Origin of the sequence: Streptomyces sp. NPDC086023, from assembly GCF_044540325.1 — a bacterium.
Taxonomy (GTDB): Bacteria; Actinomycetota; Actinomycetes; order Streptomycetales; family Streptomycetaceae; genus Streptomyces.
On record NZ_JBITRX010000038.1, the window covers coordinates 29,894 to 42,593 of the forward strand.

Genomic DNA, 12,700 nt, shown 5'->3' on the forward strand with positions numbered 1-12,700 from the left:
CGCCCCCACCGCCGGTCAAGGCGGCCGGTGCCCGCCCTGCGGCCGTGCACACCCCGGAGCTAGAATTCCATCCATGGCCGGCCGGATCGAGGACTACGCCCTCATAGGCGATCTGGAGACGGCCGCCCTCGTCGGCACGGACGGGGCGATCGACTGGCTGTGCGTGCCGCGCTTCGACTCGCCGGCCTGCTTCGCCGCCCTCCTGGGCACGGAGGCGAACGGCCAGTGGCGGATGGGCCCGGCCCGTCGAGGACGCTGCAACCGCCGGTCCTACCGCGGCGATTCCCTCGTCCTCGACTCCGTGTGGGACACGGCCACGGGAGCCGTGCGGGTCACCGACTTCATGCCGCCGCGCAGCGACTTCCCCCAGCTCGTGCGCATCGTGGAAGGCCTGTCCGGCCATGTGGAGATGACCGGCGAACTGCGGCTGCGCTTCGACAACGGCCGGATCGTGCCCTGGGCCCAGCAGCTCGACGCGCACCGCATCCGCTGCGCTGTCGGCCCCGACTCCGCGTACCTCCTCAGCGAGCCCGGCGTGCGAGTCTCGGTCGACGACCGGCTGGTCACCACTTCCTTCACGGTCACCGCCGGCCAGCGGCTCTGCTTCGCCCTGTGCTGGAGCCCGTCCCACATCGAGCAGCAAACGGCACAGGCACCACAGGCCCTGCTGGACCGGACGCTGGCCTTCTGGCAGGAGTGGACGTCCAAGTGCCTCTACACGGGCCCCTGGCGCGAGGCGGTGGTCCGCTCGCTCATCACCCTCAAGGCCCTCACGTACGCGCCCACCGGCGGCATCGTCGCCGCGGCGACCACCTCCCTTCCGGAAACCCTCGGGGGGCAGCGCAACTGGGACTACAGGTTCTGCTGGCTGCGCGACGCGACCTTCACCCTTTCGTGCCTCATGCGCAGCGGCTACGCCGAGGAGGCGGCGGCCTGGAACGACTGGCTCGTCCGCACGGTCGGCGGAGATCCTTCCGACCTCCAGCCCGTCTACGGGGTCGGCGGCCATCGACGGCTCCCCGAGGAGGAACTGACCTGGCTGTCCGGGTACGCGGACTCCCGCCCCGTGCGCGCCGGGAACGCCGCCGCCCACCAGCTCCAACTGGACATCTACGGAGAGGTGCTCAACACGTTCTACTCCGCGATGCGCGCCGGAGTGCCCATCGACGGCCGGGTACGGGAGTTGATCGCCTCCTTCCTCGGCTTCCTCGAGAAGCACTGGCGCGACCCCGACGAGGGCCTGTGGGAAGTCCGCGGACCCCAGCGGCACTTCGTCCACTCCAAGGTGATGGCCTGGGTGGCCGCGGACCGGGCCCTGCGCATGGCCCGCGTCACGGGCCTGCGCTATCTGGAGGGCCGCTGGCGCGCCATGCGGGCCGAGATCCGCGCGGACGTCCTGAGCCACGGCTGGGACCCCGAGCAGCGGACCTTCGTCCAGTACTACGGATCGAACGGGGTGGACGCGTCCGCACTCCTGCTGCCGAAACTGGGGTTCGTCGCCCCGGCGGGGCGCATGGCCCTGGGCACGATCGAGGCGATGCACCGGCTCGAGCGGAACGGCTTCCTCCAGCGCTACGAGCCGGCGAACGGCAACGGCCCCGCAGTCCACGGCGTGGACGGCGTGACGGGCGGTGAGGCGACCTTCCTGGCCTGCACCCTGTGGCTGGCCGACGCCCTGTGCCTGGCCGGCCGCACAGCCGAGGCCCGAGACGTCTTCGAGCGGGTGCTGGCGGTCCGCAACGACGTGGGGCTCCTGGCCGAGGAGTGGGACCCGGCGGCCGGACGCCAACTGGGCAACGTCCCCCAGGCGTTCAGCCACGTCGCCGTGGTCAACACCGCCTTCATGCTCAACGACGCCCGGGGCCGGCGCCGTCCCGCCGACGGCCGGGCCGCACCGGTGCACGAGCGCTGGTAGCCGGCGCCCGCCGCACCGCGCCTTCCCGGCTCCACGGTCCAGGCCCGTCCTGCGGCGCTGCTATCCTCGCGCCGTGACACCGTGTGACGGTCCCGGCCCGGAGCATCCGACGACGAATCCGCGGTGACGGACCAGGTGCCCCGGTCCGTCGGCCGTTTCCCCTTGACCACGCCGCTCGCGCACCGGGACTTGCGGATCCTGTGGCTGGGCATGAGCGCCTCCCTGCTCGGGGACGGCGTACTCCTCGTGACTCTGGTGTGGCAGGTCTACACCCTGGCACCGCGTCCGGGAGCGATATCCGCCGTCGCGGCCGCCATCGCCGCTCCACAGGTACTCCTCGTCCTGCTGGGCGGTGTGGTGACCGACCGCTGCGACCGGCGAATGATCATGCTCGGCAGTGACTGCGCACGAGCGGCGATCCTGACGACCGTGGCCGCACTGGGGCTCGCCGGCACCCTGCGGCTCACCCACCTGATCGTGCTGATGGCGCTCTACGGCTCGGCCGGGGCGTTCTTCCCGCCCGCCTTCGACGCGGCGGTGCCGGGACTGGTGCCCTCCGGCCAACTCGTGGCGGCCAACGCACTCGACCAGTTCGTCCGGCCCTCCACCCTCCAGATCGCCGGAGCCCCCCTGGGCGGACTGCTCGTCGCCGCCTTCGGCACCAGCTGGGCCTTCCTCTTCGACGCGCTGACCTTCCTGGTCTCCGCCGGCTGCCTCGCAACCCTCGGCCCGATCCCACCGTCCCGACGGCGGGTGAGGCCCTCCGTCCGGGCGGACTTCCTGTCGGGCCTCCGCTACGTCCGCCGCACCCCCTGGCTGTGGGCCGCCTACGTCTCCGCCGCCTTCGCCTACCTCATCTTCCTCGGCCCGGTCGAGGTGCTCCTGCCGTACGTCGTCCAGCACCTCCTGCACGGATCGGCGGTCGAGCTGGGCCTGGTACTGGCCTCCGGGGGCGCCAGCGCGCTGGTCACCGCCGCCGTGGTCGGGCACCGGGGGGTACCGAAGCGCTTCATCACCTTCACCTACGCCGTGTGGGCCCTGTCCACGCTCGTGATCGCGGGGTACGGCCTGGCCACCGCCTCCTGGCAGCTCGCCCTCATCTGCGCCGCGTCGAACGGACTCGAGACGGCCGGGATCATCACCTGGGCCACGGCCAAGCAGCGCCTGGTGCCGCGCGACCTGCTCGGCAGGGTCTCCAGCGTCGACTGGTTCGTCTCGGTCTCCCTGGCCCCCGCTCTCGTACGCCCTTGCAGCCCCCGTCGCCGCCGCCCTGGGGGTGCGCCGGACCTTCGTCGCCGTCGGGCTCCTGGGGGCCGCGGTCACGGCGGCCGCGTTGTTCGTCCCCGGTGTGCGAACGGTCGAGGACACCCGCCCGGCGGTCAGCGGCTTCCGATGACGAGCTGCGGGACATCCGCGTCGGAGCGGCGCGTGCCGCTCAGGAGCAGCATGCCCGTGTGCCCGTAGTCCGGCAGCGCGGGGTCCTTCGGCACCCGGCGGACCACGAGCCGGTCGGTGTGCGGTGCGAAGACCTCGCGGACCGCCGGCGCGTCCACCGGAAAGGCCGGCCACAGCGGCCCCTCACCGATGCGGTAGCTGGGCATGTTCTCCATGAACGCGGCCAGGACACCGCCTCCCGGACGGATGCAGCCGAGGAAGGCCCGGCACAGCGCGGCGAACTCCGCACCGTCCTCCGTCACGCTCTCGGCCACGAACGTCATGGACCCCAGCCCGTACCGATACTGACGGACTTGGGACACATCGCCGTGCAGGGGGCGTACGCGCTCGAGTGCGGTGGACAGCGAAGCCGGCAGCGCCGGGTTGAGCCGTCGGCACAGGTCGTAGAACGGCTGCCAGCTCGCTTCGGGCCCGTGGTGCAGTTGCCGCCGTAGGTAGGCGTAGCCGGCCGCACCCGGCTCCACGGCGTCGATGCGCCCGGACGCCGCCGCGAGGATCATCAACGGGTACAGGTTGGGGCCGCACCCCAGCTCGAGGGCCTCCGCGACACTGCCGGCGGGAAGGGGGCGGCAGTATGCGGAGTGGTGACGGATCACGGCGGCGTCGCAGGCGTACAGGCGCCGGTAGTTCTCCTCGAGGTAGTCCTCCACGGGCCAGCGGTCCCAGTCCGCGTGGGCGTTGCGCCGTACCTCTTCCGTACCGCTCCCGCCATGGCGGCTCACGGTCCGGCCCCGTCGACGGCATCCTTCGGACGGGCGCGTTCCTGGTCGTCCGCGTGCCTGAGGGGGAACCGTTCCGCGAGCCGTGTGAGCGTGTTGTTGAGGTGGTCGATCTCCTCGTCGGTGTTGGCGGCCGTCACCTGGACGCGGAAGCCCACCTCGTGCTGCGGGACCAGGGGGTAGGCGGCGAGGGTGACGAAGATGCCCTGGTCCCACAGGTACTCCCCCACCGCGTCGACGTCCCGGGCATCGGCGAGCGGGATCTCGATGATCGGCAGGCCGTCGGTGTTGGGCGTGGCCAGGTCCAACTCGCGCACCTTCGACAGCACCCGCTGCGTCTTGCGGTGCAGGTCCGCACGGATGGCGTCCCCGCGCACCTCGTTGACGTCGAACCCCCGCAGCACGGTGGCGAGGGAGGCGACGGGCGAGGGGCCCGAATACAGATAGGGGGCGGCGGCGACCTTGAGGTGCTCCTTCACGGGAGCCGGCGCCGTGATGAACGCGAGGAGGGAGGAGTACGCCTTGGAGAACCCACCGACCAGGAGGAGGCCGTCGTAGCTCTCGCCCAGGTGACGCACGAGGCTGTTCCCGCGGCACCCGTAAGGGGAGGACTCATCCGCGCGGCGCTCCCCTATGACGCCGAACCCGTGGGCGTCGTCGACGTAGAGCAGCGCGCCGTACTCCCGGCAGAGGGCCGCAATGGCGAGCAGATCGGGGGCGTTGCCCGTCATGCTGTTGACACCGTCCATGCACACTACCCTCGGCCCGGACGTCCCGGCCGCGGAGAGCAGCGCCCGGAGTTCCCCGGGGTCGTCGGCGTGGAACCGCTGGACCCCGGCGCCCTGGCTCCGCGCGGCCATGCAGCCGTCGTAGATGGTCCGGTGGGCCCGGGCCTCCACGAAGACGCGGCCGTCCTCCGCCAGAGCCGGGATGACCGAGGTGTGGATCAACGTGATGGTCGGCAGGACGAGGGCGTCGGGTGCCCCGAGCAGCTCCGTGAGCCGCTCCTCGATCTCCACGTAGAGGTGCGGCGATGCGATCAGCCGCGACCAGCTGGGGTGGGTCCCCCACCGCCGCACCTGCGGCTCGATGGCCTCGATGATCTCCGGGTCGAGGTCGAAGCCGAGGTAGTTGCAGGACGCGAAATCGATGAGCCAGTGGTCACCGCTGCGGATCCGCCGCCCCTCGACCTCGTCGACGACCGCGTCGCACATCCTGTTCGTGCGCTGCAAGCGCCCGAGGTCCTGCCACCGGCGCTCCCGCCGGCCGTCCCCGGTCCTGGAAGGGGCCGGGGCCCCCGGGGACCGGGCCGCCACCGCGGGCCTCCCGCCCGCCCTGACCGTCAGGTACTGTTCGGCCTCGTCCGTCTTCATGGGACGCGAGAACAAGTAGCCCTGGCCGAACCGGCAGCGCATGCCTGCCAGGACCTCGCGCTGGGCCTCCGTCTCGATGCCCTCCGCTATGACCTCGAGGCCCAGGGCGTCGGCGATGCGCACGATCCCCTCGGCCACAGCCATCTGCTGACCGTCCGTGACGATCTCCTTCACGAAAGACTTGTCGATCTTCAGGTAGTCGACGGGGAAGTCGCGCAAGTAGCTCATGGACGAGAACCCCGTGCCGAAGTCGTCGATGGCTATGGACACGCCGAGGTCCTTCAGGGCGTGCATCGAGGCGAGGATGCGGTCGTCGCGACGCATCAGTACGGACTCCGTCAGTTCCAGCACCAGCGTCCCGTGGGCCAGGCGAGAGCGCTCCAGCACTCGGCGGACGTCATCCACCCAGCCCGCGTCCCGGAACTGCCGCGCGGAGACGTTGACGTTGACCCGGAGCCCCTTGAGACGGGGATGGGTCCGCTGCCACTTCCCGGTGTCCTTCGCGGCACGGTTGAGCACCCAGGTCCCGAGCCCCAGGATGTGGCCCGTTTCCTCGGCGAGGGCGATGAACTCGTTCGGGGAGACGAAGGTGCCGTCCTTGTGCGGCAGCCGCACCAGCGCCTCAAAGCCGACGGTCTCTCCGGTGCAGATGTCGACGATGGGCTGGTAGCGCACGGCGAAGTCCCTCCGGCTGACGGCTCTGTCCAGATCGGTCTGCAATTCATGACGGGCCGTCATGCCACTGCGCATTTCGGGCCTGTACCGGTGCCACTGCCGCTTGCCGGCCGTCTTGGCCGCGTACAGGGCCAGGTCCGCGTTCCTCAGCAGGTCATCCGTGTCGTGAGTGTCCTCGCTGGTGCAGACGCCCACGCAGGCGGAGACGTGGGTGGAACCCGTCGACAGGCGGAACGGCATGCTGAGACCCTGCACGATCTCCGCCGCGATCCTCTCCGTGTCCCGGGTGCTGCCGGCCCCCTCGACGAGCACCGCGAACTCGTCCCCGCCCAGACGGGCGGCCATGTCGCTGCGCCGCAGGATCTGGTTGAGCCGGTGGGCCACGGCGATGAGCAACTCGTCCCCCACCAGGTGGCCCATCAGATCGTTGACCATCTTGAAGTCGTCCAGGTCGATGAGCAGGACGGCCACGAGCGCGTCGCGACGCGCCGCACGCTCCACCGCGCTGTGGATGTGCTCCGTCAGCAGCACCCGGTTCGCCAGGCCGGTGAGCGGGTCGTGGAAGGCCAGATGCGTGAGCCTGCGCTCCAACTGCCGCTGCTGGGTCACGTCCCGGAGCGTGAGCACGACGCCGCGAACGGTCTTCTCGTGCTGCAGGTTGCTGCACCGGACCTCGACGTCGAGCTCGTTCCCGTTCAGCCCGAACATCTTCCAGCTGTCCCTGACGTCACTGTCCGTCCCGGCCCGCACGCGCCTGAGCGTCGCCAAGGCGCGGGAGCGCTCTGCGGGTACCACGAGACTGGTTATGGGCGTCGGGGAGTCCGTGCGGGGTACCAGCATCGTGCGCACCGACGGGCTCGCGTACCGGATCGTGTCGTCGCCGTCGAGGATGACGATGACGTCGGAGGCGTTGTGCACCAACGTCCGGAAGTACGCCTCGCTGTTGCGCCGGCTGACCTCCGCACTCAGGTTGACGCGCTCCAGGGCCACGGCGGCCTGTGCCGCCAGCGACTTCAGCACCACCGAGGCCCGTCCCAGGTCGGCGGCGCCCGCCGCGAAGACGAGGCACCCGATCAGTCGCCCGCCGGATGCCAGGCTCTCGGCACGCAGCGGGGCCAGTAGCACCGTGGTGAAGGGCGTCAATGTGCTCTGCGCACCCGCTCCCAGCCGGTTGGCCTGCAGGATCTGCGCCTCGAACTCCGGCTCCAGACCGGGAACGACCACGTCGGCGGGGAGCGTCAGCTCGCCGTGGTGACCGGCACGGGCCACCTCCCGCAGCATGCGTCCCTCGTCGAGCACGAGCAGGTGCGCGGCATGCGGGGTGTCGCTTCCCAGGAGGGTGCCCGTCGCCGCCCGCACGGCGATCGCCACGCGCCCCGGCCCGTTGGCGGACACCAACGCCGCGGCCGCCAGCCGCAACCCGTGCTCCCGGGTGACCGCACGACGGTGATCGGCCAGGATCAGCCACATCCGTACCATCACGAGCACGAACATGACGCCGGAGAGCACGGCGACGACGGCCGCGTCCCGGGCGTCGCCTTGAATCGCCTGGTACAGCAGGAGGCCCGGCGGGATCAGGGCCGCACCGGCCAGGAGGACGAGCCTTCGCTGCGCCCCGGTCGTCGGCGGGTGCGGGGTCGTTTCGGTGAGCGCCGCCATCGAGGGATGGAGGGCGGCGAGGCCCCACGAGCAGAAGAACACCACCCAGCCGAGGTCCATGGGGGTGCCCACCTGCCAGGCGTCCTTGAGCTGGAGGAACCCGTACATGACGTCGGAGGAGAGCAGTCCGAGTCCTCCGAGGAGGAGTAGCTGGACCGAGCGGTTCCGCAGACCGCCGAGCGCGAGCAGCGACAGCATGGCGAGCACCAGGATGTCGCCCAGGGGATAGGCCAGGGATATCGCCCGCTCAACCCAGTTCAACCCGGCAGCCATGCGCACCGGGTTGATGAGGAACGCCCAGGACAGGCCACCGAGCCCGAGGGTGAGGATCAGCGCGTCCAACAGACCTGCCAAGTCCCGCTCCGCATAACGGTAGCGGACGAATCCGTAGATGGCGGCCGCGAACAGGGGGTAGGTCAGCAGGTAGAAGACGTCCGCTATGGAAGGAAAGGGGTTGGCCCGGTGGAAGACCGCCTCGATGAGGTTGTACGAGGTGTCGCCCGTGGTGAAGGTGAAGTTGGCGGCCGCCAGCAGGACCCAGGGCCAGCACCGGGAGGGGCGGCGCAACCGGACCCCGGTGGTGATCATCGCCACCCCGCCGAGCCCGATGACGGCCCAGGTCACGGTGTGCCGCTCGGGGAAGAGGAAGTAGATGACGGCCGCGATGGCCATGCAGGCCCACAGCGCGGTGAGGAAGATACGAGTACCACGCCCCGCAACGGACGCCGGGGGGCTGCTCTCGCTCGTACGGGCGGGGACGCTCAGGGGCATAACGAACACCTGTCGGGACGACTACGGGGGACGTCTGACAGCTCCTTTTCCCTATACTGCTCCCATTCGGGCACTGAGTGCACCGCGGGGAGCACGGGCGTCCTCACCACCAGGCCTGGATCAGGAGATGCCAGGGCATGGTCACTGTGTGAAGCTTTGACCAAGATTTCCGGCCGGTTGCGCCCGACGGGCCCCGAGCCGGGACCGTCTTGGTAGAAGGAGAGCACGATGATCGCTCCGTCACCGGCTGCCCTGCGGGAGATCGTCGACCGCTATGAGCGACTGGCCGCCGACGTCCGGCGGAAACCTGCGGAGCAGGAACTCAAGAGGGCTCTTGAGGACGCCGCCTACACCCTTTGCGTCGTCACCGGAACCCAGGAGCCGGCGCAGGCGCTCGCTGCCGCGAAGGAACGTTTGCGCGACGCCGAAGGGCTTCCCACGGAGGCCTGAGAGACGGGGGTGGCGTCCTTCCAGCCGGTGAGCGCCGACCGGTAGCCGTCTGGGGTGTAGGTGATCAGCCGGGCGCGGACCCCGGTGCCGTGGCCGTCCATGTAGCCGCCGGCCTGGTCCACCCGCAGGCCCTTGCCCCGCACGGACAGCCCGACCTTGCCGTCCCTGGCCTTGGCATCGGCGTGGGCGGGCGCCGCCGCGAGGAGCACCGCCGCGGCGGTCATTACGTAGATCGTCTTTCGCATGATCCCTCAACCCGGCGGCGGCCCCGTTGGTCACACCGCGGCGCAGGTGGCGCCGGTCCGGTTGCGGACGTCCTGCCGGCGGACGTCCTCGCCGAGGATGGCGAGCATGTCCGCGAGGGACTCGGCGATCTCCCGGGCCCCCTCAGGGTCTTGACGGCGCAGGATCCGCCAGACGGCGTGCGCGTTGCGGGCCGCGCGGATGGTCTCCGCCTCGGGACGGGCCCGAGCCGCCTGCCGGCGGAGCGCGGTGGTGATCAGCAGCTCGGCCGTCCCGCGCGGGTCGGTCCGCTGGATCAGGGTGAGCCACGCACGCGTGGTGAGCACGATGACAGTCGCGTCGTCCATCGGCCCGCGCTCCGCTTGCAGCTGCGTCTCCAGGCGGTGCGCGAGGACAACCGCCGTGGATGGGGAGTGTCTAATCAACGGCGGATCCGATGATCAAGGAGACGCCTGATGAGCGAGACCATCACCGTGGGCGAGGCCGCAGAGGAGCCGGTCATCGAGTCGACCGTGGCGGCGGTGTCGGACGAGCAGTTGATCGCGATGCTGGTCGACCGTGCCCGTACGGACGGGTTGCAGCTGACCGGCCAGGGCGGGCTGCTGCAGCAGCTCACCAAGCGGGTGCTGGAGTCCGCCCTGGAGGGCGAGATCACCGACCACGTCGGCTATGACAAGCACGACGCGACGGGCCGCAACAGTGGCAACTCTCGTAACGGCACCCGGACCAAGACCGTGCTGACCGATGTCGGCCCGGTCGAGGTGAAGGTGCTCAGCATCGTGACCCACTCCACGAGTGCATGCGGCAGGTCGAGTGCGGCAGGATGGATGACCAACGAGGCCCCCGAGCAACGTGATTGAGACGTCAGACATCTCGATCAACAGCTCGGGGGCCTCGCTTGCTGCGCTTCACGAACCGTCACCCGATCGGTGGCCACATCGAAGAAGCTCATTGTTCGAGCCGATCACCGGCACGCCCGCCGCCGGCTCACCCTGTCCCGGACCTGCCCCTGACGCGACGGCTTCACACTTGCCAGCACCGCCTCAGCGCCCTGCCCGGCCCGACCTGACACCGGCAAGGACCAGGACGGAGACCTGTTGCACCGCATGACGGGACGCCCTCGCCGATTCGAGGTCATCCCACGGGAATGTAGTCGGTGCGAAGCTTCGCTTTGTCAAAATCATTGGTGCAGGTGAGCGATATCTGAATCCACCCCCTGCTGCTTATGTCCCAGTTGTAGTAAGTTCCCTGCATTCCACTGTAGGTCATGTATGGGAGTGCGGCTACCACGTGATACTCTCTGCCCGATGTAAATTCGGTTGCGGTGACATGTTCTGACTTTTTGAAACTAATACGGTCCCCATTGCTGCCATTCACTAGAAAACGGTGAGACGGAGGGCAGGCCACTTGATACGGGTAGATTCGCCAGCCGGCGACCTTGGGGCTTGCATAGACGAGCTGAGTCACTACATCATCCGAGGAACTCGCGGTGACCGCTGGAAGATCACCTGTATTGTTCGGCGGAGGTGTTGCGGCGGTGGCGCCACTGGTCGACAGGAACAGGAATCCAGCCGCGGAAACAGCCGCCATGAGTCCACATTTCCACCGAAGCAAGAATTTCATTGATTATTACCAGATCGATCAATTGAGACGCGGCCGACTTCGGATACGACGCCTCGCGTGCACGTTTTGCATATTGGCCTGCAGCGAGCCCAAAAGTAATGAGCCGCCGTGCCGTGTTGACTCCAACTCTACTTGTAGGGAGGTCTCCGAAAAGCAGGCAAGGCCAATCGATCGGGCAAACCTTCCTGCCTGAGGCCGTGGCGAAGGTGCAGCCCTCGGAGAGGATTCCGAGCTGCGCTGAGTTGAGCGGACGCTCTGAACCGTCCGCGGGCCCGGCTCCCGCGGATCGGCGCCCCAGCCTCCCATGCGGAAGGGTGCCGATTCATCCCCCTCTTCACGAACCGGGAACCGGCCCCGGATCGGGCACCCGACCAACCCGGCCTCTAGCCTCGCCGTTTCACTTGGTGTGGGGCCGATTTCTGTGCGGCAACGCGAAAGTGCCTTCTGAGCTGGGACGATGAACCTTGTCGAGGGGTTCTGTCGGTCCAGACGGAAGGCACTTTCTGCGTGCAGGGTATCGGTTCGCGTCCCAAGCTCCATGTCTCCGCTGACGGTGCGGGGGTGGTTGCTCACGCCGGGGCACGGTTGTTGGCGGATCTTGCCGATGCCGCCGGGCTGACCACCGCGTACTCCACCGCGCTCAGACCACTTCGGCTACGCGGCACCGGCCACGACCCGGGCCGGATCGCCGTTGATCTCGCGGTGATGCTCGCCGACGGCGGCGAGACGATCACGGAACTGGCCGTTCTGCGGGACCAGCGCGAGGTGTTCGGCCCGGTCGCCTCCACGCCGACGGCCTGGCCGCTGCTGGCCGCCATCGACGAACGGGTACTGGACCGGCTGCGATCAGCCCGCGCCCAAGCCCGGGAGGTGGCCTGGCTGCAGGCCGCCGAGCGAGCCGAGGGCATACCCGCAGCCCGGGCCGGGGGACGTGCACTGCCCGGGCTCGTCCTGGATCTCGACGCCACGCTGAGCACCTGCCACTCGGAGAAGGACCAAGCCGCCGCGACCTACAAGGGCGGCTTCGGCTTCCACCCGCTGATGTGCTTCCTGGCCAACACCGGCGAGGCGATGTCCGGGCGCCTGCGGCCCGGCAACGCCGGAGCCAACACCGCCGCCGATCACATCGCGGTGCTGGACGACGCCCTCGCACAGAACCCCGACGCCCACCGGCACGGCACCGACATCCTCGTCCGCACCGACAGCGCAGGATCCGCGAAGGCCTTCCTCACCCACGTCCGAGGCGTGCGGAAACGAGGAATCCGTACCTTCTTCTCAGTCGGATATGCCATCACCGAGCCGGTCCGCCAGGCGATCCGAGCGATGCCCGACCGTCTCTGGCATCCCGCTCTGGACCAGGACGGCTCGCTCCGTGCCGGCGCCGCGGTCGCCGAGCTGACCGGGATGGTCGAGCTGACCGGCTATCCGGCCGGCACCCGCATCATCGTGCGCCGCGAGCGACCACACCCCGGCGCCCAACTCTCCCTGTTCGACCAGGACGAGGGCCTGCGGCACCAGGCGTTCCTCACCGACACCCCCTACCCAGGCCAGGGCTCCGCCCAGTTCCTGGAGGCCCGCCACCGCGGACACGCCACCGTCGAAGACCACATCCGGTGCGGCACGACCACCGGATTCGGCCGCTTCCCCTCCCGTCACTTCGCCATCAACGCGGCCTGGCTCGAACTCAGCCTCACGGCGATCGACCTCCTCGCCTGGACCCGCGGGGCCTCCCCCTGAGTGGTGGACACGTTGATACTGGATCTGCTTGATCCGGAGGAAGCGAGACACCGCCGATGGCGATGAAGGACTACTCGGAC

Annotated in this window: 8 protein-coding genes and 2 pseudogenes; 5 read left to right on the top strand and 5 right to left on the bottom strand. The window is 69.5% G+C overall.

The annotated features are described in order from the left end of the window. Positions 1 to 73: 73 nt before the first annotated feature. Both ACIF6F_RS37020 and ACIF6F_RS37025 read left to right on the top strand, forming a co-directional pair. The gene (locus ACIF6F_RS37020) at positions 74 to 1,915 is read left to right on the top strand and encodes a glycoside hydrolase family 15 protein (protein WP_399958080.1); all 1,842 of its coding nucleotides are present in this window, start codon (positions 74 to 76) and stop codon (positions 1,913 to 1,915) included. A gap of 162 nt (positions 1,916 to 2,077) precedes the next feature. Next, positions 2,078 to 3,379, top strand: a complete 1,302-nt coding sequence (locus tag ACIF6F_RS37025) for an MFS transporter (protein WP_399958083.1) — start codon at positions 2,078 to 2,080, stop codon at positions 3,377 to 3,379. Here the strand turns inward: ACIF6F_RS37025 and ACIF6F_RS37030 are convergent. Continuing rightward, positions 3,295 to 4,092 (bottom strand): class I SAM-dependent methyltransferase, encoded by a 798-nt coding sequence (locus ACIF6F_RS37030; RefSeq protein WP_399958086.1) that lies wholly within the window; start codon positions 4,090 to 4,092, stop codon positions 3,295 to 3,297. The genes ACIF6F_RS37025 and ACIF6F_RS37030 overlap by 85 nt on opposite strands. Further along, positions 4,089 to 8,567 carry an aminotransferase class I/II-fold pyridoxal phosphate-dependent enzyme gene (locus ACIF6F_RS37035; RefSeq protein WP_399958089.1) on the bottom strand — a complete coding sequence of 1,493 codons (4,479 nt, stop codon included), beginning with the start codon at positions 8,565 to 8,567 and terminating at the stop codon, positions 4,089 to 4,091. The genes ACIF6F_RS37030 and ACIF6F_RS37035 overlap by 4 nt, the downstream gene beginning before the upstream one ends. A 228-nt stretch (positions 8,568 to 8,795) precedes the next feature. On the opposite strand from ACIF6F_RS37035, the gene ACIF6F_RS37040 reads away from it, so the two are divergent. Then, on the top strand, positions 8,796 to 9,017 hold the full coding sequence (locus ACIF6F_RS37040; protein WP_399958092.1) for a DUF5133 domain-containing protein: 222 nt from the start codon (positions 8,796 to 8,798) through the stop codon (positions 9,015 to 9,017). On the opposite strand, the gene ACIF6F_RS37045 is transcribed toward ACIF6F_RS37040, so the two are convergent. Together ACIF6F_RS37045 and ACIF6F_RS37050 are read right to left on the bottom strand one after the other, a co-directional pair. Beyond that, positions 8,915 to 9,262, bottom strand: a complete 348-nt coding sequence (locus ACIF6F_RS37045) for a hypothetical protein (protein WP_399958110.1) — start codon at positions 9,260 to 9,262, stop codon at positions 8,915 to 8,917. The genes ACIF6F_RS37040 and ACIF6F_RS37045 overlap by 103 nt on opposite strands. 30 nt (positions 9,263 to 9,292) lie before the next feature. After that, positions 9,293 to 9,607: a hypothetical protein gene (locus ACIF6F_RS37050; RefSeq protein WP_399958095.1), complete on the bottom strand. Its 315-nt coding sequence runs from the start codon at positions 9,605 to 9,607 to the stop codon at positions 9,293 to 9,295. Positions 9,608 to 9,805: 198 nt separating this feature from the next. On the opposite strand from ACIF6F_RS37050, the pseudogene ACIF6F_RS37055 reads away from it, so the two are divergent. Continuing rightward, a pseudogene (locus ACIF6F_RS37055) lies at positions 9,806 to 10,030 on the top strand (transposase); the annotation flags it as partial. A gap of 364 nt (positions 10,031 to 10,394) precedes the next feature. Here ACIF6F_RS37055 and ACIF6F_RS37060 read toward each other — a convergent pair. Then, entirely contained in the window at positions 10,395 to 10,850 is a 456-nt protein-coding gene (locus ACIF6F_RS37060) for a hypothetical protein (RefSeq protein ID WP_399958098.1), read from the bottom strand. A 510-nt stretch (positions 10,851 to 11,360) separates the two neighbouring features. On the opposite strand from ACIF6F_RS37060, the pseudogene ACIF6F_RS37065 reads away from it, so the two are divergent. Further along, positions 11,361 to 12,605 (top strand): annotated as a pseudogene (locus tag ACIF6F_RS37065) (IS1380 family transposase); the annotation flags it as partial. Positions 12,606 to 12,700 lie beyond the last annotated feature (95 nt).